This window comes from Achromobacter denitrificans NBRC 15125, from assembly GCF_001571365.1.
GTDB lineage: Bacteria > Pseudomonadota > Gammaproteobacteria > Burkholderiales > Burkholderiaceae_B > Achromobacter > Achromobacter denitrificans.
Map to the genome: position 1 here is coordinate 52045 of NZ_BCTQ01000018.1, position 20140 is coordinate 72184.

A 20140-nucleotide genomic window follows, 5' to 3' on the forward strand; every position below is an offset into this window, starting at 1 on the left:
CCGCATGTTTGACGGTTTTCGAGGTTCGCCAATACACTGGGTTCAGCGAGATTTTCAAGCGACGCGGTCTGCGTTTCTCTTGTCGCCGTCAGTGGTACAGCGGTTGCTTCCTCTCCCATCCTTGATGATCTGGCGCCCCGCGAGCAATCGCTTTTCATAGGTCAAGGACACTCCATGGCAACCGGCATCGTTAAGTGGTTCAACGCCGAAAAGGGTTATGGCTTCATCATGCCCGACGACGGCAGCAAGGATCTTTTCGCTCACTACTCCGAGATCCGCAGCGAAGGCTACAAGTCGCTGCAGGAAAACCAGCGCGTCACGTTCGACGTCGGCACCGGCCCCAAGGGCCCCAGTGCGAAGAACATCAAGGTCGCGGCCTGATCCAGCCGGGCAGCGCTCCGGGCAAACCCGGCGCTCCGCCCATAAAAAAGCCCCCACATGCAATATGTGGGGGCTTTTTTTGGAGGCTGCCCGCGAGGCGGGCGGCCCCGGGGAACGCGCTTTTCCGCCTCAGTGCTTGGCGTGGCTGGGCGTCGACAGCTTGTCCACTAGCGCGATGCCCAGCGCCGACAGGATGAAGAGGGCATGGATGATGGTCTGCCACATGACGCCGGCCTCGGAGAAGCGCGCGTTGGGCGTGCCCAGCGTGCCGGCCTCGATGAAGGTGCGCAGCAGGTGGATCGACGAGATGCCGATGATCGCCATGGCCAGCTTGACCTTGAGCACGCTGGCGTTGACGTGGCTGAGCCACTCCGGCTGGTCCGGATGGTTTTGCAGGCGCAGGCGCGACACGAAGGTTTCGTAGCCGCCCACGATCACCATGACCAGCAGGTTCGAGATCATGACGACGTCGATCAGCCCCAGCACCAGCAGCATGATCTCCATTTCCCCGAAGCTCGTGGCATGGGTCAGCAGGTGCCATAGTTCCTTCAGGAACAGCATGACGTAGACGCCCTGGGCGACGATCAGGCCCAGGTAGAGCGGCAGTTGCAGCCAGCGCGAACTGAAAATCAGGCTGGGCAGCAGGCCGAGGCGGGGAGGGGAGTGAGGGATCATTGTGGTTGCGAGCCGTAGGTGTGTGCGAAAAAAGCGGGCGCAATTCTATCAATGCCAGATGTCCGCGGGCACCAGGTTTTTCACGGCGGGAACCATCTCCCGGTCCGCCGCTAGCATGATTACGCGGGCCATGCCCGGGTTTTATGTAAGGAAAACTGGCATTTGCGAAACTGTGTGCCGAAACGTTCGGAGCGCATTGGCCATATATAGAATTGCCGCCTCGTTGGCATAGAGCCAGTCAAGAGGAGTTTGTTCCCATGAAGATCCGCTACGCCGTCGCCGCGTTGTCCATCGCGCTTGCCCCTTATTCCGCCTCGCATGCGCTGGACATCGGGGGGTTGGTGGGTGCCGGCAGCAAAGTCGTCCAGGCCGCCACCTTGAGCGACGCCGAAATCAAGACCCTGTCGGACAAGGCCTGCGCCCAGAGCGACTCGCAAGAGAAGATCGCCGCGCCCGGCAGCAAGTACGACGCCCGCCTGCAGAAGATCGCCAAGTCGCTGGGCGGCACGGTGAACGGCCAGAAGGCCAGCTACAAGGTCTACATCACCAAGGACGTGAACGCCTGGGCCATGGCCAACGGCTGCATCCGCGTCTATAGCGGCCTGATGGACATGATGAGCGACGACGAAGTGATGGGCGTCGTGGGCCACGAGATCGGCCACGTGGCGCTGGGCCACAGCAAGAAGGCGATGCAGACCGCCTACACGGTCTCGGCCGCGCGCGACGCCGCCGGCGCCGCCGGTGGCGCGACCGTCGCCGCCCTGAGCTCGTCGCAGCTGGGCGACCTGACCGAGAAGTTCATCAACGCGCAATTCTCGCAATCGCAGGAAAGCGCCGCCGACGACTACTCCTTCGACCTGCTCCAGTCCAAGAAGCTGAACACCCGCGGCCTCGTGACCGCGTTCCAGAAGCTGGCCGAACTGGACGGCGGCAAGAGCGATATGATGAGCTCCCATCCGTCCTCGGCCAAGCGCGCGCAGCACATCGAAGAGCGCATCGCCAAGGCCAAATAAGGCGCCGGAAGGCGTTTTTCCACCCCGTCCGGGGCGGAAAACGGGGCGCGAGTATCCGGACTTATCCGGGTGCTCGCGCCTCTTTGCGTCAGGGGTCCGGAAGTTTCCGGTAAAATGGCGCGTTTATCCGCCCGTTATCTCTTATCTCTCGGAAAATAGGTCTTTTAATGCAGCCTGTGGTTGAAACCCTCTCCGGCCTGGAGCGCCGTGTTGATCTGGCCGTCTCGGTGGCCGACGTCGAAAAGGAAGTCCAGGCGCAATTGAAGCGCGTGGCTCGGACCGCCAAGGTCCCCGGCTTCCGTCCGGGCAAGGCGCCGCTCGCCATGCTCGAGCGCAGCCATGGTCCCAGCATCCGCTACGACGTGATCAATAGCCAAGTTGGCCGTGCTTTCGAGCAAGCCGTGGACGGCGCCAAGCTTCGCGTCGCCGGCGCCCCGAACCTCGAACCCAAGACCGAAGGCGTCACCGACGACACGCTGGCGTTCACCGCCACGTTCGAGGTGTACCCCGAAGTCGCCGTGCCCGATCTGTCGGCCCTGGCCGTCACCCGCTACGACACCGCCGTCTCCGACGCCGAAGTCGACAAGACCCTGGACGTCCTGCGCAAGCAGCGCGCCACGTTCGAAGCCCGCGAAGGCCGCGCCTGCGCCGACGGCGACCGCGTCACGCTGGACTTCGCCGGCACCATCGACGGCGTGCCGTTCGAGGGTGGCAAGGCCGAAGATTTCGCGTTCGTGCTCGGCCAAGGCCGCATGCTGCCGGAATTCGAAGAAGCCGCCCGCGGCCTGAAGGCTGGCGAAACCAAGGTCTTCCCGCTCAAGTTCCCCGATGACTATCAGGGTAAGGAAGTCGCCGGCAAGACCGCCGAATTCACGATCACCGTGAAGGAAGTGGCCGAAGGCGTGCTGCCCGAACTGAACGGCGAATTCGCCAAGTCGCTCGGCCAGCCCGAAGGCGACGTCGAAAAGCTGAAGGCCGACATCCGCAGCAACATCGAACGCGAAGTCAAGGTGCGCTCGCAAGGCCGCACCAAGTCCAGCGTGATGGACGCCCTGGTCGAAGCCGGCAAGTTCGACGTGCCGAAGGCCCTGGTCGACAACGACGTGCAAGGCCGCGTGGCCGCCGCCCGCGAAGAGCTCAAGCAGCGCGGCATCCCCAACGCCGAGTCGGTGCCGATCCCCGCCGAAGCCTTCGCCACCGAGTCCGAGCGCCGCGTGCGCCTGGGCCTGCTGGTCTCGGAACTGGTCAAGCAAGCTCAGCTGCAAGCCAAGCCCGAGCAAGTGCGCGCCCGCATCGAAGAGTTCGCGCAGAACTACGAACAACCCGCCCAGGTTGTCAGCTATTACCTGGCCGACCGCCAGCGTCGTGCTGAAATCGAGGCGATCGTGCTGGAAGACAATGTCGTCGCGCACGTGCTGGACAAGGCCAAGGTCACCGAAGAGAAGGTGCCTTTCGATCAGTTGATGGGGATGGCGTAACACTATGCAGAGATTCACCGATTTCTATGCGGCAATGAATGGCGGGTCGTCGGTGACCCCCACCGGCCTGGGCTACATTCCCATGGTGATCGAGCAGTCGGGGCGCGGCGAACGCGCCTACGACATCTATTCGCGTTTGCTCCGCGAGCGGCTCATTTTCCTGGTGGGTCCGGTCAACGACGCCACGGCCAACCTGGTCGTCGCGCAGTTGCTGTTCCTGGAATCGGAGAATCCTGACAAGGACATTTCCCTGTACATCAACTCGCCCGGCGGGTCGGTCTACGCGGGAATGGCCATCTATGACACCATGCAGTTCGTCAAGCCGGACGTATCCACCCTGTGCACCGGCCTGGCGGCCAGCATGGGGGCGTTCCTGCTGGCGGCGGGCAAGAAGGGCAAGCGTTTCACGCTGCCCAACTCGCGCATCATGATCCACCAGCCTTCGGGCGGCGCCCAGGGGCAAGCCTCCGACATCCAGATCCAGGCCCGCGAAATCCTGGACCTCCGCGAACGCCTGAACCAGATCCTGGCCACGAATACCGGCCAGACGATGGAGCGCATCGGCGTAGACACGGAACGTGACAACTTCATGTCGGCCGAAGATGCGGTATCGTATGGACTGGTGGACAAGGTGATGAGCTCCCGCTCGGAAGGTTGACTTCCCGGTTGACCCGAACCCGCTGCCATCATGTTTGAGTAAGCGCATGCGCTAGGTCTTTCCCGGCCTGGCGCATCTTTACCTGAGATACGAAACAAATATGCCTGAAAAAAAGGGATCGGCAGACGCAAAAGTGCTGCATTGCTCGTTTTGCAATAAAAGCCAGCACGAAGTCCGCAAGCTGATCGCGGGTCCGTCGGTATTCATCTGCGATGAATGCATAGATCTGTGCAACGACATCATCCGCGAGGAGGCGCAAGCCACCGCGCGCGCGGCGATTCGTTCCGAACTGCCCACTCCGGCTGAAATCAAGACCTTCCTCGACCAGTACGTCATCGGGCAGAACTCGCCCAAGCGCATGCTGGCGGTGGCGGTCTACAACCACTACAAGCGCATCCGCCACGGCGAGATCAAGGGCGACGAAGTCGAGCTGTCCAAGAGCAACATCATGCTGATCGGCCCCACCGGGTCGGGCAAGACGCTCCTGGCCCAGACGCTGGCGCGCATGCTGAACGTGCCCTTCGTCATGGCCGACGCCACCACGCTGACCGAAGCCGGCTACGTGGGCGAAGACGTCGAAAACATCATCCAGAAGTTGCTGCAGAACTGCAACTACGAGGTGGAGAAGGCGCAGCGCGCCATCATCTACATCGATGAAATCGACAAGATTTCCCGCAAGTCCGACAACCCGTCCATCACCCGCGACGTGTCGGGCGAGGGCGTGCAGCAGGCCTTGCTCAAGCTGATCGAAGGCACGGTCGCTTCGGTGCCGCCGCAGGGTGGCCGCAAGCATCCCAACCAGGACTTCGTCCAGGTCGACACGACCAACATCCTGTTCATCGTCGGCGGCGCCTTCGACGGGCTGGAAAAAGTCATCCGCGACCGCACCGAGAAATCGGGCATCGGCTTCTCCGCCTCCGTGCGCGCCAAGTCCGAGCGCGGCGTGGGCGAGCTGTTCTCGGAAGTCGAGCCGGAAGACCTGATCAAGTTCGGCCTGATCCCGGAACTGGTCGGCCGCCTGCCGGTGGTCGCCACCCTGGACGAGCTGGACGAGGCCGCCCTGGTGCAGATCCTCACCGAGCCCAAGAACGCCCTGCTCAAGCAATTCCAGAAGCTGTTCGCGATGGAAGGCGCCGAGCTGGACGTGCGGCCCGCCGCGCTGAAGGCGATCGCCCGCAAGGCGCTCCGGCGCAAGACGGGCGCCCGCGGCCTGCGTTCGATCATCGAACAGGCCCTGCTCGACACCATGTACGACCTGCCCTCCCAGGGCAACGTCAAGCGTGTGGTGCTGGACGAAGGCGCGATCGAAGGCGAGGGCAAGCCCTTGCTGATCTACGCCGACGAGGCCGCCGCTTCGGAGAAGCCGGAGCGGGGGGAAGTCCGGGACGCCGCAGCCTGATATTTCAAAAAAGCCCGTTCCCGTAACGGGTTTTTTTGCCTCAGGGCCCTTCCTGGGTGGAAACACGCTTTTCTCGCGCTCTCGACCCTTGCATACTGAAGGTGCCGCCCGGGGTTTTTTTTAGCCTTTGGGCTATCGAGGCGCCGAGATCTTGAATTTTCGGCTATTGTTCCCATAACAGACGTAACTGACGTGGCTGGTCCGGGTATACCCGGGCCACCTGTCCCCGATACGCCGAGTCATACCGAGGAACCTCCTATGTCTGCCAGCCAGACCCTGCCTTCCGACCCGATCGACCTGCCCCTGCTCCCACTGCGCGATGTCGTGGTGTTCCCGCACATGGTCATCCCGCTGTTCGTCGGCCGCCCGCGCTCCATCCGCGCGCTTGAGGTTGCGATGGAAGCGGGCAAAAGCATCATGTTGGTGGCCCAGAAATCCGCCGGCAAGGATGATCCCACTCCCGAAGACGTCTACGAGATCGGCTGCGTCGCCGGTATCCTGCAGATGCTCAAGCTGCCCGACGGCACCGTCAAGGTGCTGGTCGAGGGTACCCAGCGCGCCCGCATCAACAGCATCGAAGACGCCGATTCGCACTTCACCTGCCAAGTGACCCCGATCGAACCGGACGCCATGCAAGGCTCCGAGACCGAGGCCCTGCGCCGCGCGATCGTCGCCCAGTTCGAGCAGTACGTAAAGCTGAACAAGAAGATCCCCCCGGAGATCCTGACCTCGCTGGCCGGCATCGACGATGCCGGGCGCCTGGCCGATACGATCGCCGCGCATCTTCCGCTGAAGCTTGAGCAGAAGCAGAAGATGCTCGAAATCGTCGGCACCTCCGAACGCCTCGAAGGCCTGCTCACGCAACTCGAAACCGAAATCGACATCCTCCAGGTCGAGAAGCGGATTCGCGGCCGCGTGAAGAAGCAGATGGAGAAGAGCCAGCGCGACTACTACCTGAATGAGCAGGTCAAGGCCATTCAGAAGGAGCTCGGCGAAGGCGAAGAGGGCGCGGACATTGAAGAGCTCGAAAAGAAGATCATCGCCGCGCACATGCCCAAGGAAGCGCGCAAGAAGGCCGATGCCGAGCTCAAGAAGCTCAAGCTCATGTCGCCCATGTCGGCCGAAGCCACCGTGGTGCGCAACTACATCGATACGCTCATCAATCTTCCCTGGAAGAGAAAGAGCAAGATCAACAATTCCATCAGCAACGCCGAAACGGTGCTGGACAACGACCACTACGGTCTGGAAAAGGTCAAGGAACGGATCCTGGAATACCTTGCCGTGCAACAGCGCGTGGACAAGGTGAAGGCGCCGATCCTGTGCCTGGTAGGCCCTCCGGGCGTGGGCAAGACCTCGCTCGGCCAGTCGATCGCCAAGGCCACGAACCGCAAGTTCGTGCGCATGGCGCTGGGCGGCGTGCGCGACGAAGCCGAGATCCGCGGTCATCGCCGCACCTACATCGGCTCCATGCCCGGCAAGATCGTCCAGAACATGTCGAAGGTCGGCGTGCGCAATCCCCTGTTCCTGCTCGATGAAATCGACAAGCTGGGCATGGATTTCCGTGGCGATCCCTCGTCGGCGCTGCTCGAAGTACTGGATCCGGAACAGAACCACACGTTCCAGGACCACTACATCGAAGTCGATTTCGACCTGTCCGACGTCATGTTCGTGGCGACCAGCAACACGCTGAACATTCCGCCGGCCCTGCTGGACCGGATGGAAGTGATCCGCCTGTCCGGCTATACCGAGGAAGAAAAGATCCACATCGCCCGCGACCATCTGCTGCCCAAGCTGATGAAGAACAACGGCGTGAAGGATACCGAGCTGACCGTCGACGACAGCGCGCTGCGCGACATCGTGCGCTACTACACCCGCGAAGCCGGTGTGCGCGCGCTTGAACGCGAAGTGGGCAAGATCTGCCGCAAGGTGATCAAGCAGCTGCTGACCCAGAGCGACCGCGCCAAGGCCGAAGGCAAGACCGCCGAGGTCAAGCCGGTCAACGTGACGGGCGACAACCTGAGCGACTTCCTGGGCGTGCGCCGCTATGCCTTCGGCATGGCAGAGAAGGAAAACCAGATCGGCCAGGTGACCGGCCTGGCCTGGACGGAAGTCGGCGGCGACCTGCTGACCATCGAAGTGGCGGACATGCCCGGCAAGGGCGTGATCCAACGCACGGGGTCGCTGGGCGACGTGATGAAGGAATCGGTCGAAGCGGCCCGCACGGTGGTGCGCTCGCGCGCCCGCCGCCTGGGCTTCGCCGACAGCGTCTTCGAGAAGCACGACATGCACGTGCACGTGCCGGAAGGCGCGACGCCCAAGGACGGTCCGTCCGCGGGTATCGCGATCACCACGGCCATGGTGTCGGCCCTGTCGCGCATCCCGGTGCGCGCCGACGTCGCCATGACCGGCGAGATCACGCTGCGCGGCGAAGTGCTGCCCATCGGCGGCCTGAAGGAAAAGCTGCTGGCGGCCCATCGCGGCGGCATCAAGACGGTCTTGATCCCGGAAGAAAACGTCAAGGACTTGGCGGAGATCCCGGACAACGTCAAGAACCATCTTGAGATCGTGCCGGTGCGCTGGATCGACAAGGTGCTGGAACTGGCCCTGGAACGCCTGCCGGAGCCGCTGGCCGAGGAAGAGGCGGTCAAGGAACCCCTGGTGGCCAAGCCGGCCGAGCCGGGCTCGACCGATCCGGTGCTCAAGCACTGACAGGCCAGGCCGGGCGTCTCCGAATAGAGCGCCCGGTGGCCGGCAGCCTTCTCGGCTGCACAAAAAAACCGCCAGCGATTGGCGGTTTTTTTCGTTTGGGGGCAAATGCCGGGGCAGGCCCCGGCTAGCGCGGCAGCGCCGCGTCAGTGCAGCGCGTGGGTGCGGATCAGGCCGACGGCGATGCCTTCCAGCGCGAAGTCCTGGTCGGCGCCGACCACGATGGTCTGGAAATCAGGGTTTTCGGGCAGCAGCTCGATGTGGCCGTTCTGGCGCTGCAGGCGCTTGACGGTGACGTCGTCGCCCAGGCGGGCCACCACGATCTGGCCGTTGCGCGCTTCGGAGGCCTTCTTCACGGCCAGCAGGTCGCCTTCCAGGATGCCGGCATCGCGCATGCTCATGCCGCGCACCTTCAGCAGGTAATCGGGCGCCTGGGCGAAGAGGTTGGGGTCCACGCCGACTTCGCGTTCGACGTGCTCGGCGGCCAGGATGGGGCTGCCGGCGGCCACCCGGCCCACCAGCGGCAGCAGCAGCTGCGCCAGGGCGGGCAGCGGCAGCGAGGCCTGCGTGGGCGCCGGGGCGGCGTCCTTCAGGCGGATGCCGCGGGAGGCGCCGGCCGTGAGCTCGATGGCGCCCTTGCGGGCCAGGGCCTTGAGGTGATCTTCCGCCGCGTTGGGCGACCGGAACCCCAGGGCCTGCGCGATCTCGGCGCGAGTGGGCGGAAACCCGGTGCGCGCGACGGTCTGCCTGATGAGATCCAGGATTTGTTGTTGGCGATCGGTGAGTTTGCTGGCCATGGCGATGATCCGGTGCTAACGGACTGTACATATATCCAGCGCCATTCTGGGGGACGCAGCGCAAAAAAGCAAGCTTGCGGGGCCAGCCGCGTCGAGGTGGAGGTAACGGCGGCCGGCCGGCGCGCTTCAGGCGGGGCGCGCCCCGCGCCGGCGGCCAAGCGTGGCCGCCGGACGGCCGTGCCGTTGCGGCGTCATGGCGCGGCCCGGGCGATGCGCCGCGCGTTATTCCGGCTTGATGCCGGCCGTCTCGATGACGCCGCGCCACTTGCGGGTCTCGGATTCGATGTAGTCTTGCAATTCCTCCGGACGGGTGGCCTTGATCGTGATGGCCTTGTCTTCGAGCTTGCGGACGATGTCGGGCTGGGCCAGCGTTTTCAGCAGGGCGGAGCTCAGCACCGACAGCCGGTCGGCCGGAATGCCGGCCGGGCCCATTACGCTGACCCAGGCGTCCACGCTCATGTTCTTCACGCCCAGTTCCTCGGCGGTGGGCACGTCGGGCAGTTCCTTGATGCGCGTCGTGCTGGTGATGGCCAGCGCCCGCACCTTGCCCGCTTGCACCAGGCTCAGGGCGGCGGGCAGGTTGTCGAACCCGAGGTCGACGTGGCTGCCCATCAGCGCGGTCAACGCCGGGCCGCTGCCCGAGAAGGGGATGTGCTGCATTTTCGAGCCGGTCAGGATCTTGAAGTACTCGCCGGTCATGTGCGGCGACGTGCCGGCCCCGGGGCTGGAGTAGGACAGCTGCCGTTGTTTCGCGTCGGCGATCAGCGCGCCCAGGTCGCGGTATTTCGAATCGGCGTTGACCAGCACCAGATTGGTGTAGAAGCCGACCTCGCCGATCATGGTGAAGCCCTTGATCGGGTCGAAATTCAGTTCCTTGCGCAGCAAGGGGTTGATCACGTTGGTGGCGACGGTGCCCAGGAAGATGGTGTAGCCGTCCGGCTTGGCGTGCGCGACGGTCGAGGCGCCGATGGTGCCGCCCGCGCCCGCCTTGTTCTCGACCACCACGGGCTGGCCCAGTTCGCGCGAGAGGCCCTCGGCCAGGACGCGCGCGACGATGTCGGTCGAGCCGCCCGGCGGAAACCCGACCACGAAGCGAAGGGGCTGGTCCGGAAAGGCCGCGGCGGCGGAGCCGCCCAGCGTGATGGCCAGCGCGCCGGCCGTGGCGGCAATCCAGGTCTTGAATTTCATGATCGATGTTCCTCCTGCTGGCTCGCGTCGCGCAAGTCGTCGATGATTCGCCGCTTGTCGAGTTTGCCTAGTGTGTTTTTTGGAAAAGACTGCACGATGTGGATGGTTTTGGGCGTCCGCACGGACCCCAACTGCTGCTTGCCGTAATCGATCAGCGCCTGGGCGCCGACCGAGTCCGGCCGAACTGGAACGACCGCCATTTCGACGCGTTCGCCCCAGTAGTCGTCGGCGACGCCGAACACCACGCATTCGGCGATGTCCGGGTGTCGCGCATACGCGTTCTCGACGTCGGAGGGATAGACATTGAAGCCGCCGGTAATGATGACGTCCTTGGAGCGGCCTTTGATGAACAGGAACCCGCGCTCGTCGATGAAGCCGATGTCTCCGGTGTGGAACCAGCCGTCTTTCAGGACGGCCGCGGTCTGCTCGGGCATGTTCAGGTAGCCCGACATCAGCAGGTCGCCGCCGGCGACGATTTCGCCCAGGGTGTTCGGGCTGGCGGTCGGACGGCCGTCTTCGCCGACGACCGCGACCCGCGTCAGGGGGCCGACGCGGCCCGCGCTGCCGCGATTTTCCGGTTGGGAGCCGGTGGCGCCGTCCATCCCCGCGATGATGACCGGCGCTTCCGTCAGGCCATAGGTCACGCCCAGCACGGGGCCAAACGCGTCTATCGCCTGCGACAGCAGCGGGGCAGGGCACGGCGCGCCGCCATACAGCAGATTGCGCAGCGCCGGCAGAGAACGGGGCGCGGCGCGCTGCGCCTGCACCAGCCGCTGGAGCAGCGTGGGAGGCACCCAGGTGGACGTCACCGCGTAGGTGTCCAGCAGGGCATGCAGTTGCTCGGCCGTGGCCTTTCCGGCGATCACCAGGCAGCCGCCGGCATGCAATACCGGCAGCACGAACGTGCCCGCGCCGTGCGTCATCGGCGGCGCCAGAAGGAAGCGTTCCTTGCTGTCGAAGCCATAGGCCATGGCCAGGGACGCCACCATGGTGTTGATACAGCGCAGCGACTGCAATACCGCCTTGGGCACGCCCGACGATCCGCCCGTGAACTTGATGGCGGTCGTCTCGCCCGGATCCGGGTTGCCGCGCGAGGGCGACTGGCCCGCGTATTCACGCGCCAGCGCGTCGGTCTGGAACTCGCGGCTTTCGTCGTTGCAGATGCGCAGGCCCTGGTAGGACACCAGCAGCGCTTCGTATGCCGCGTCGTGCAACACGATATCGGGCGCGGCCGTCGCCAGCTGGCGGGCGATGTCCTGTTCAACCACGGTCGGCGTCAGCGGCACCAGCACGCCGCCGCAGGCATAGGTGGCCAGGATGCCCAGCAGCATGGCGTGCGAATTGCCGGCCAGCGTGGCGATCACCGGACGAGGCTTGCCCGACAGGCGCTGCAGCGCCGCGGCCAGCGCCAGCGCCTGGCCGCGCAACGCTTCGTAGGTGTGGGCGAATCCGCTGGCCGCGTCGATTGCCGCGATGCGATCCGGGTACCGCATGGCGGCATGCAGGAAGAAATCGATGGGCTGCATGCTAGAGCCTGTTGCTGAGCACCGTGACCACGGCCGCGGCGTCCTCGTAGTGCAGGAAGCCGCCGCCGTTTTCGGCCACCGCGGTGCGGGCGCCCTGGACCTGGCGCGCGCCGGCTTCATGGCGCAGTTGCGTAACGAGTTCGTGGATCTGCACCAGGCCCGTCGCGGCGATCGGATGCCCCTTGGACACCAGGCCGCCCGATACGTTGACGGGGGTGATGCCGCCGAGGCTGGTCGCGCCGCTTTCGGTGTAGGGGCCGCCCTGGCCGCGGGCGCAAAGGCCCAGGTTTTCGATCTGCAGCAGTTCCGCGAAGCTGGAGGCGTCGTGCACTTCGGCCACGTCGATATCCTGCGGCGTGATCTCGGCCATGGCGTAGGCGCGCTTGGCGGCCAGGTGCACGCAGTGCCGGTCCATGTCGGCAATGTCGCGGATCACGGTGCTGGCCGCGCCGATGCCCGCGACCCGGATGGCCCGCTGCCGGCGCGCGTCGGACAAGGCGCGGCCGCTGGAGAGCACGACGGCCGAAGCGCCGTCGGAAATCGGCGCGCACATGGCGCGCGTCAACGGCCAGGCGATCTCGGGAGTGGCAAGCACCTCGTCGATGGACATGTCGTTCTGGTACTGGGCCAGCGGGTTCATGGTCGAGTGCGCGTGGTTCTTGGCTGCCGCGCTGGCGATCTGCCGTTGCGTGGTGCCGTAGGTGCGCATGTGCTGGCGCGCCATCGCCGCATAAATGTCCATGAAGAAGCTCTGCGTATTCCAGGCGCCGGGAGAGTTCAGCCGCTCGCGGATGGCGGGGTCGGTCTCCTGCTGGCAGAAGAAGTCCCAGGTCTGGCGCAGCAGATGGATGTCGGTGCCGCCGAAGAAGGCGTTCATCATCTCCGTCTTCTTGTCCGGATAGAACATCTTCTCCGCGCCGACCACCAGCACCGTATCGAACATGCCCGATTCGATCGCCAGGCAGGCATTGAACAAGCCGGAACTGCTGCTGGCGCAGGCATTCTCGATGTTGAAGACGGGGATGCCGCTCACCCCCATCGCGTTCAGCGCGCATTGGCCGCGGATCGAATTCTGTTTTTCCATCTGGCCCTGGCGCACGTTGGAGAACCAGGCCGCCTGCATGTCTTCCAGGCCATGGCCGCTGTCGGCCAGCGCATTGTTGACGGCCTGTTCGGTCAGTTGCTTGACGGAGAGATCCGGGTGGCGGCCCAGCGGAGTGTGGGCGATGCCGGTGATGTAGACGTTCATGGTAGGTGTAGGCAGCGGGTCGATGAGTGGCTCTATTCTGCGTGGCCGGCCGATCCGGATTAACCCCTGCTTACCCGTGAAAAAGAGGATAAAGTTCCGGCATATGAAACTTTTCCGCCCGCGATGGGCCCCGATGATATGACGCAATCCTCCAGCATCCAGAAGGCGCTGCGAGTGCTCAAGACCGTGCAGCGCCATCACGAAGAAGGCCTGCGGCTCACGGACGTCTGCCAGGAGCAGGGCCTGGAAAAGCCGACGGCGCTGCGTCTGTTGCGCGAACTGCAGGCGCAGGGGCTGGTGGCCCGCGACGCGCGCAGCAAGAAGTACTACCTGGGCGACTACTGCCGGAAGCTGGGGGAGTCGCTGGCCGCGCAGTCCTCGCTGTCCGTGCGCTACGCGCCTTTGCTGCGCCGTATCTCCGACCGCACCGAAGACGCCAGCTTCCTGGTGATCCTGCAAGACCTGGACACCCTCTGCATCGGCCGGGAAGTGGGCGCCTATCCGATCCAGGCGCTGGCCATTCCGGTGGGCAATCGGCAGCCCATCGGCGTGGGCGCGGGCGGCCTGGCCATGCTGGCGAGCTTCGACGACGACGTCACGGAGCATTACCTCAAGGTCAACAGGGCCCGCTTCCTCAAGTACAAGTCGCTCACGCTGGAGCAGCTGCGCATGCGCATCGCCCGCGCGCGCAAGCGCGGCTACGCCGTGATAGGCAGCCACGCGGTCAGCAAAGTGACCGGCGTGGGCGTGACGCTGAAGAACAAGGAAGGCGACGTGCTGGGCGGCATCAGCGTCGCGGCGCTGGACAACCGCATGACGCAAAAGCGCCAGGAAGCCGTGGCCCAGATCATCCGCGAAGAGATGAACCGGTTCCTGGACAAGTAAGAGCGCCGCGCGAATGAAAACGGGACCCGAAGGTCCCGTTCCTGGTGGCGGGCCCCTGTGGGCCCGCGCGCGGCCGTTGCTTACAGCACGGCCGCGATGCTCGCGGCCACCTTGTCGATGTTGCCGCTGTTCAGGGCGGCGACGCAGATGCGGCCGCTGGAGACGGCGTACACGCCGTGCTCTTCACGCAGGCGATCCACTTGCGCGGAGGTCAGGCCCGAGTACGAGAACATGCCGCGCTGGCGCAGCACGAAGCTGAAGTCCTGCTTGGCGCCGTGTTCCTTGATCTTCTCGACCAGCTGCTTGCGCATCAGGCGGATGCGGTCGCGCATGCCGGCCAGTTCCTCTTCCCACATGGCGAAGAGTTCGGGCGAGTTCAGGACCGTCGACACCACCGTGCCGCCGTGCGTGGGCGGGTTGGAGTAGTTGGTGCGGATCACGCGCTTGAGCTGGCTCAGCACGCGGGCGGCTTCGTCCTTGCTGCCAGCCACGACCGTCAGGGCGCCGACGCGCTCGCCGTACAGCGAGAACGACTTCGAGAACGAGGAGCTGATGAACATGGTCAGGTCCAGGTCGGCGAACATGCGCACGACCGCGGCGTCTTCCGTCAGGCTGTCGCCGAAACCCTGATAGGCGATGTCCAGGAACGGGACCAGGTTGTTTTCCTTGACCACGGCGGCGATCTGCTTCCACTGGTCGAGCGTGGGGTCGACGCCGGTGGGGTTGTGGCAGCACGCGTGCAGCACGACCACCGTCTTGGCCGGCGCGGCCTTCAGGTCCGCCAGCATGGCGTCGAAGTCCAGGCCGCGGGTGGCGGCGTCGTAATAGGCATAGGTGCCGACTTCGAAGCCGGCGCGCTCGAACAGCGCGCGGTGGTTTTCCCAGCTGGGGTTGCTGATCAGCACCTTGGAGCCGGGGAGCAGCTGGTGCAGGAAGTCGGCGCCGATCTTCAGCGCGCCGGTGCCGCCCAGGGCCTGGGTGGTCAGGACGCGGCCGGCGGCGGCCAGCGTGGAATCCTTGCCCAGCAGCAGGGCTTGCGCGCCGGCGTTGTAGCCGGCGATGCCTTCGATCGGCAGGTAGCCGCGGGCGGCGGCCGCCTCAAGGCGGGCGCTTTCCGCTTTGCGGACTGCGGCCAGCAGGGGGATGCGGCCCTGATCGTCGTAGTACACGCCCACGCCCAGATTGACTTTACCGGGACGCGTATCGGCGTTGTATTGTTCGTTCAGGCCAAGAATAGGGTCGCGCGGCGCGAGTTCGACGGAATCGAAAAGGGTGCTCATGGGAGTCTGGTGAGGTGGGTGGACGCAGTACGGAGTGCTGTGGATAATGGGGGGTTTACCCTGGAACAGTCTAGCATGTCTAATAGCGCAATAGACCCGATTGCGGAAGATCCCGCACCTGGGGGCGATGGCGCGCCGGCCATGGCGGCGGGCCCTGGATTCGTCGACTTCCCGGGAAGTCCTTTTCACCTGTACCAGCCGTATCCGCCGGCGGGCGACCAGCCCGCGGCCATCGAGGGCCTGGCCCAGGGCATGCAGGACGGCCTGATGTTCCAGACGCTCCTGGGCGTCACGGGGTCGGGCAAGACCTACACCATGGCCAACGTGATCGCCCGCCTGGGGCGGCCCGCGCTGGTACTGGCCCCCAATAAAACGCTGGCCGCCCAGCTGTACGCCGAAATGCGGGAGTTCTTCCCGAAGAACGCGGTCGAGTATTTCGTTTCGTACTACGACTATTACCAGCCCGAGGCCTACGTGCCGACGCGCGATCTGTTCATCGAGAAGGACTCGTCCATCAACGAGCACATCGAGCAGATGCGCCTGTCGGCCACCAAGAGCCTGCTGGAGCGCCGCGACACGATCATCGTGGGCACGGTGTCGTGCATCTACGGTATCGGCAACCCGGGCGACTACCACGCCATGGTGCTGATCCTGCGTTCCGGCGACCAGATCTCGCGGCGCGAGATCCTGGCGCGGCTGGTGGCCATGCAGTACACCCGCAACGACGCCGATTTCACGCGCGGCACCTTCCGGGTGCGCGGCGAAACGATAGACATCTTCCCGGCGGAAAGTCCGGAACTGGCGCTGCGCCTGACGCTGTTCGACGACGAGATCGAAAGCCTGGAGCTGTTCGACCCCCTGACCGGCCGCATCCGCCAGAAGCTGCCGCGCTTCACGGTCTATCCGGGCTCGCACTACGTGACCCCGCGCGACACCGTGCTGCGCGCCATCGAAACCATCAAGGAAGAGCTGCGCGAGCGCGTCAAGCGCTTCGTCGACGACGGCCACCTGGTCGAGGCGCAGCGGCTGGAGCAGCGCACCCGCTTCGACCTGGAAATGCTGCAGGAGCTGGGCTTCTGCAAGGGCATCGAAAACTACTCCCGCCACCTGTCGGGCGCGGCGCCGGGCGAACCGCCGCCCACGCTGATCGATTACCTGCCGGCCGATGCGCTCATGTTCATCGACGAAAGCCACGTCACCATCGGGCAGTTGGGCGGCATGTATCGCGGCGACCGTTCGCGCAAGGAAACGCTGGTGCAGTACGGTTTCCGGCTGCCCTCGGCGCTCGACAACCGGCCGCTGCGGCTGGAGGAGTTCGAGGCGCGGATGCGCCAGTGCGTCTTCGTATCGGCCACCCCGGCCGCCTACGAGAAAGAGCATGCCGACAACGTGGTCGAGCAGGTCGTCCGGCCCACCGGCCTGGTCGACCCGCTGGTCGAAGTGCTGCCCGCGCGCACCCAGGTGGACGATCTGCTGGGGCAGATCAAGGCGCGCGTGGGGCAGGGCGAGCGGGTGCTGGTCACGACCCTGACCAAGCGCATGGCCGAAGACCTGACGGACTTCCTGAGCGAGCACGGGGTGCGGGTGCGCTACCTGCACTCCGACATCGACACCGTCGAGCGCGTGGAAATCATCCGCGACCTGCGCCTGGGCACGTTCGACGTGCTGGTGGGGATCAACCTGCTGCGCGAAGGCCTGGACATCCCCGAGGTGTCCCTGGTGGCGATCCTGGACGCCGACAAGGAAGGTTTCCTGCGGTCCGAGCGCAGCCTGATCCAGACCATCGGGCGCGCGGCGCGCAACCTGAACGGCCATGCCATCCTGTACGCGGACCGAATCACCGATTCCATGCAGCGCGCCATGGAGGAAACCAGCCGCCGCCGGGCCAAGCAACTGCAGTTCAACGCCGACCACGGCATCACGGCGCGGGGCGTGCAGAAGGCCGTGCGCGAGCTGATCGACGGCATCGTGGCGCCGGCGCAGCACGACGCCCTCGAAGCGGCGGTGCCGGCCGAATTCCTGAAGGACGAAAAGGCCCTGGCGCGCGAGATCAAGCGCCTGGAAAAGCTGATGATGGACCACGCCCGCAACCTGGAATTCGAGCAGGCCGCGGCCGCGCGCGACGCCTTGACCGCGCTCAAGCAGCGGGTCCTCCTGGACGGCGCGGTATAGGGAAAAGGCCGTTTCCTGGTGTGTCTTTATGCTGACACCAAGCTGAATCGCCCGGAAATCTGCTGCGCTGCAATTGCGCTGTCGCAATCCGGGCGATTATCCAGATGCGAACCTCAAGCATAATCTCCGAAATGCCATGCAAATCATTGAAATGTATGGATATTTCAAGGGGACATATTTGCATCGGGCCAATTGCGCGAACGCAAAAAAAGCTTGCCTTATCTCGGGTTTTCCCGCACACTTACTTCCATGATGACCAAGGTACTTTTCGTTTGCATGGGCAATATCTGTCGCTCGCCGAGCGCAGAGGGCGTGTTTCGCCATTTGGTGAACGACGCGGGTTTGAGCGATGTGGTTCGCATCGACTCCGCGGGCACGCACGCGTTTCACATCGGCGAGGCGCCTGATGCCCGGGCGCAGGCCGCAGCGCGCAAGCGCGGCTACGAGATCACGCACTGTGAAGCGCGTCAGGTCACCGCGGAGGATTTCCGCGATTTCGACCTGATCCTCGCCATGGACTGGGACAATCTGTCCGCCATGCAGCAGCAGTGCCCCAAGGCCTACCAGCACAAGCTGATGCTGCTGATGCGCTTCGCCAACGAGTTCGAGGAGGCCACCGTGCCCGATCCGTACTATGGCGGCGCCGATGGTTTCGGCAAAGTGCTCGACTATCTCGAAGATGCCTGTCAGGGCGTGCTCGAACTGGTGCGCAAGCGCGCCACCCAGTACCAGGCAGCCTGATACGCCGTTGGGGGGGAGCTGCCGATCGGCGGTTCCCGAGGGTGCCTGGCCAGAAAAACCGCGCGAATGCGCGGTTTTTTCTAGCCGGGAGCCATACCAAATTAGTCGGGAATAGGCTATACTTGAGCCAATTACTCGGGTATTGGCCGCTGGATTCGCTGGCGGTCATTGCCGAATCACAGGGAACCTACCATGCGGCTAACTACCAAAGGGCGTTTCGCCGTGACTGCCATGATCGACCTGGCTATGCGGCAGCATAGCGGCCCGGTCACTCTTGCGGCCATCAGCCAGCGTCAGAATATCTCGTTGTCCTATCTGGAACAGCTGTTCGGGAAACTGCGTCGCCATGAACTCGTGGATAGCGTGCGCGGCCCCGGCGGCGGCTATTCGCTCGCCCGGCTGGCGCGCAACGTCACGGTCGCGGACATCATCTTCGCTGTCGACGAACCGCTGGACGCCACCAGCTGCGGCGGCAAGCGGGACTGTACGAGCGGCAATGACGGCAAGCCCGGCAAGTGCATGACGCACGAGCTCTGGGCAACCCTGAATCGCAAGATGGTCGATTACCTGGATTCGGTGTCCCTGCAAGATCTGGTGGATCAGCAGCGCGTGCGCCAATTGCAGGAAGCCAACAATCAAGCCCAGGCCTGCGCGGTGCGCGTGAACAGGGTGGGCGGCGCCAATGCCGCCAACGCCCCGACCGCGACCGTCGCCGCCAATGCCACCGTATAAGCAGTAGGAGTTGTAGAAATGACCACCCGCCCGATCTATCTGGACTATTCCGCCACGACGCCCGTGGATCCCCGCGTCGTCGAGAAGATGGTGCCCTGGCTGTACGACAATTTCGGCAACCCGGCCTCCCGCAGCCATGCGTTCGGCTGGGAGTCGGAAGAGGCCGTCGAGCGCGCCCGCGAAGAAGTCGCCAAGCTGGTGAACGCGGACCCGCGCGAAATCGTCTGGACGTCCGGCGCCACGGAATCCGACAACCTGGCCATCAAGGGCGCCGCCAACTTCTACGCCGAGCGCGGCAAGCACATCATTACCGTCAAAACCGAGCACAAGGCCGTGCTGGACACCTGTCGCGAACTTGAGCGCCAGGGCTTCGAAGTGACCTACCTGGACGTGAAGGACAACGGCCTGATCGACCTGGACGTCTTCAAGGCCGCGCTGCGCCCCGACACCGTGCTGGTGTCGGTGATGATGGTGAACAACGAAATCGGCGTGATCCAGGACGTGGAAACGCTGGGCGAGATCTGCCGCGAGAAGGGCATCATCTTCCACGTGGACGCCGCCCAGGCGACCGGCAAGGTGGAAATCGACCTGCAAAAGCTCAAGGTCGATCTGATGTCGTTCTCCGCCCACAAGACCTACGGCCCCAAGGGCATTGGTGCGCTGTACGTGCGCCGCAAGCCGCGCATCCGCATCGAAGCCCAGATGCACGGCGGCGGCCACGAGCGCGGTTTCCGCTCGGGCACGCTGGCCACGCACCAGATCGTCGGCATGGGCGAGGCCTTCCGCCTGGCCCGCGAGGAAATGGGCACCGAGAACGAGCGCATCCGCATGCTGCGCGACCGCCTCTGGAACGGCCTGTCGCAGATCGAAGAGGTCTACCTCAACGGCGACATGGACCAGCGCGTTCCGCACAACCTGAACGTGAGCTTCAACTACGTCGAAGGCGAGTCCCTGATCATGGCGATCAAGGAACTGGCCGTGTCCAGCGGCTCGGCCTGCACCTCGGCCAGCCTGGAGCCGTCCTATGTGTTGCGCGCCCTGGGCCGCAACGACGAACTGGCGCACAGCTCGATCCGTTTCACGCTCGGCCGCTTTACGACCGAGCAGGAAGTCGATTTCGCCGTGGAGCTCATCAAGAGCCGCGTCGGCAAGCTGCGCGACATGTCGCCGCTGTGGGAAATGGCCAAGGAAGGCATCGACTTGAATAGCGTGCAGTGGGCCGCGCACTGAGCGCCCGCGCCAAGAAATCCGTGGAGAAAT

General features: G+C 64.6%; 17 protein-coding genes. 11 read left to right on the forward strand and 6 right to left on the reverse strand.

The features are described from left to right. Positions 1-174 precede the first annotated feature (174 nt). Positions 175-381: a cold-shock protein gene (locus ADE01S_RS16340; RefSeq protein ID WP_042794090.1), complete on the forward strand. Its 207-nt coding sequence runs from the start codon at positions 175-177 to the stop codon at positions 379-381. 129 nt (positions 382-510) lie between these two features. Here ADE01S_RS16340 and ADE01S_RS16345 read toward each other — a convergent pair whose 3' ends face one another. Continuing rightward, positions 511-1056: a TIGR00645 family protein gene (locus tag ADE01S_RS16345; RefSeq protein WP_062682781.1), complete on the reverse strand. Its 546-nt coding sequence runs from the start codon at positions 1054-1056 to the stop codon at positions 511-513. Between the two features lie 257 nt (positions 1057-1313). Between ADE01S_RS16345 and loiP the strand changes: the two genes are divergently transcribed. From loiP to lon, 5 genes are all read left to right on the forward strand, one after another. Further along, complete coding sequence (loiP, locus tag ADE01S_RS16350; protein ID WP_062682782.1) at positions 1314-2069, forward strand: metalloprotease LoiP; 756 nt, start codon at positions 1314-1316, stop codon at positions 2067-2069. Between the two features lie 167 nt (positions 2070-2236). Next, positions 2237-3547 carry a trigger factor gene (gene tig, locus ADE01S_RS16355; RefSeq protein ID WP_062682783.1) on the forward strand — a complete coding sequence of 437 codons (1311 nt, stop codon included), beginning with the start codon at positions 2237-2239 and terminating at the stop codon, positions 3545-3547. A 4-nt stretch (positions 3548-3551) separates the two neighbouring features. Next, positions 3552-4205, forward strand: coding sequence for an ATP-dependent Clp endopeptidase proteolytic subunit ClpP (gene clpP / locus ADE01S_RS16360; RefSeq protein WP_062682784.1), 654 nt, complete (start codon positions 3552-3554; stop codon positions 4203-4205). Between the two features lie 100 nt (positions 4206-4305). Beyond that, positions 4306-5604 carry an ATP-dependent Clp protease ATP-binding subunit ClpX gene (gene clpX, locus ADE01S_RS16365; RefSeq protein ID WP_062682785.1) on the forward strand — a complete coding sequence of 433 codons (1299 nt, stop codon included), beginning with the start codon at positions 4306-4308 and terminating at the stop codon, positions 5602-5604. Positions 5605-5862: 258 nt separating this feature from the next. Continuing rightward, entirely contained in the window at positions 5863-8313 is a 2451-nt protein-coding gene (gene lon / locus ADE01S_RS16370; RefSeq protein ID WP_062682786.1) for an endopeptidase La, read from the forward strand. A 143-nt stretch (positions 8314-8456) separates the two neighbouring features. Here lon and lexA read toward each other — a convergent pair whose 3' ends face one another. The 4 genes from lexA to ADE01S_RS16390 all read right to left on the reverse strand — a co-directional run bounded on the left by lexA (position 8457) and on the right by ADE01S_RS16390 (position 13070). Then, positions 8457-9107 (reverse strand): transcriptional repressor LexA, encoded by a 651-nt coding sequence (gene lexA / locus ADE01S_RS16375; protein ID WP_062682787.1) that lies wholly within the window; start codon positions 9105-9107, stop codon positions 8457-8459. A gap of 222 nt (positions 9108-9329) precedes the next feature. Next, on the reverse strand, positions 9330-10295 hold the full coding sequence (locus ADE01S_RS16380; protein ID WP_062682788.1) for a Bug family tripartite tricarboxylate transporter substrate binding protein: 966 nt from the start codon (positions 10293-10295) through the stop codon (positions 9330-9332). After that, the gene (locus tag ADE01S_RS16385) at positions 10292-11821 is read right to left on the reverse strand and encodes a class I adenylate-forming enzyme family protein (RefSeq protein ID WP_062682789.1); all 1530 of its coding nucleotides are present in this window, start codon (positions 11819-11821) and stop codon (positions 10292-10294) included. Before ADE01S_RS16385 ends, ADE01S_RS16380 begins: the two co-directional genes overlap by 4 nt. 1 nt (position 11822) lies before the next feature. Next, the gene (locus tag ADE01S_RS16390) at positions 11823-13070 is read right to left on the reverse strand and encodes a thiolase family protein (RefSeq protein WP_062682790.1); all 1248 of its coding nucleotides are present in this window, start codon (positions 13068-13070) and stop codon (positions 11823-11825) included. Positions 13071-13208: 138 nt separating this feature from the next. On the opposite strand from ADE01S_RS16390, the gene ADE01S_RS16395 reads away from it, so the two are divergent. Then, positions 13209-13955, forward strand: coding sequence for an IclR family transcriptional regulator (locus ADE01S_RS16395; protein WP_075873226.1), 747 nt, complete (start codon positions 13209-13211; stop codon positions 13953-13955). Between the two features lie 80 nt (positions 13956-14035). On the opposite strand, the gene ADE01S_RS16400 is transcribed toward ADE01S_RS16395, so the two are convergent. Beyond that, entirely contained in the window at positions 14036-15235 is a 1200-nt protein-coding gene (locus ADE01S_RS16400) for an amino acid aminotransferase (protein ID WP_062682792.1), read from the reverse strand. A gap of 141 nt (positions 15236-15376) precedes the next feature. On the opposite strand from ADE01S_RS16400, the gene uvrB reads away from it, so the two are divergent. The 4 genes from uvrB (at position 15377) to ADE01S_RS16420 (ending at position 20110) form a co-directional block, all read left to right on the forward strand. Continuing rightward, positions 15377-17407 (forward strand): excinuclease ABC subunit UvrB, encoded by a 2031-nt coding sequence (gene uvrB / locus ADE01S_RS16405; protein ID WP_062682793.1) that lies wholly within the window; start codon positions 15377-15379, stop codon positions 17405-17407. 249 nt (positions 17408-17656) lie between these two features. After that, positions 17657-18148: a low molecular weight protein-tyrosine-phosphatase gene (locus tag ADE01S_RS16410; protein WP_042794076.1), complete on the forward strand. Its 492-nt coding sequence runs from the start codon at positions 17657-17659 to the stop codon at positions 18146-18148. 192 nt (positions 18149-18340) lie between these two features. Beyond that, positions 18341-18880, forward strand: coding sequence for a Fe-S cluster assembly transcriptional regulator IscR (iscR, locus tag ADE01S_RS16415; protein ID WP_062682794.1), 540 nt, complete (start codon positions 18341-18343; stop codon positions 18878-18880). An 18-nt stretch (positions 18881-18898) separates the two neighbouring features. Continuing rightward, positions 18899-20110: an IscS subfamily cysteine desulfurase gene (locus ADE01S_RS16420; protein WP_062682795.1), complete on the forward strand. Its 1212-nt coding sequence runs from the start codon at positions 18899-18901 to the stop codon at positions 20108-20110. Positions 20111-20140 lie beyond the last annotated feature (30 nt).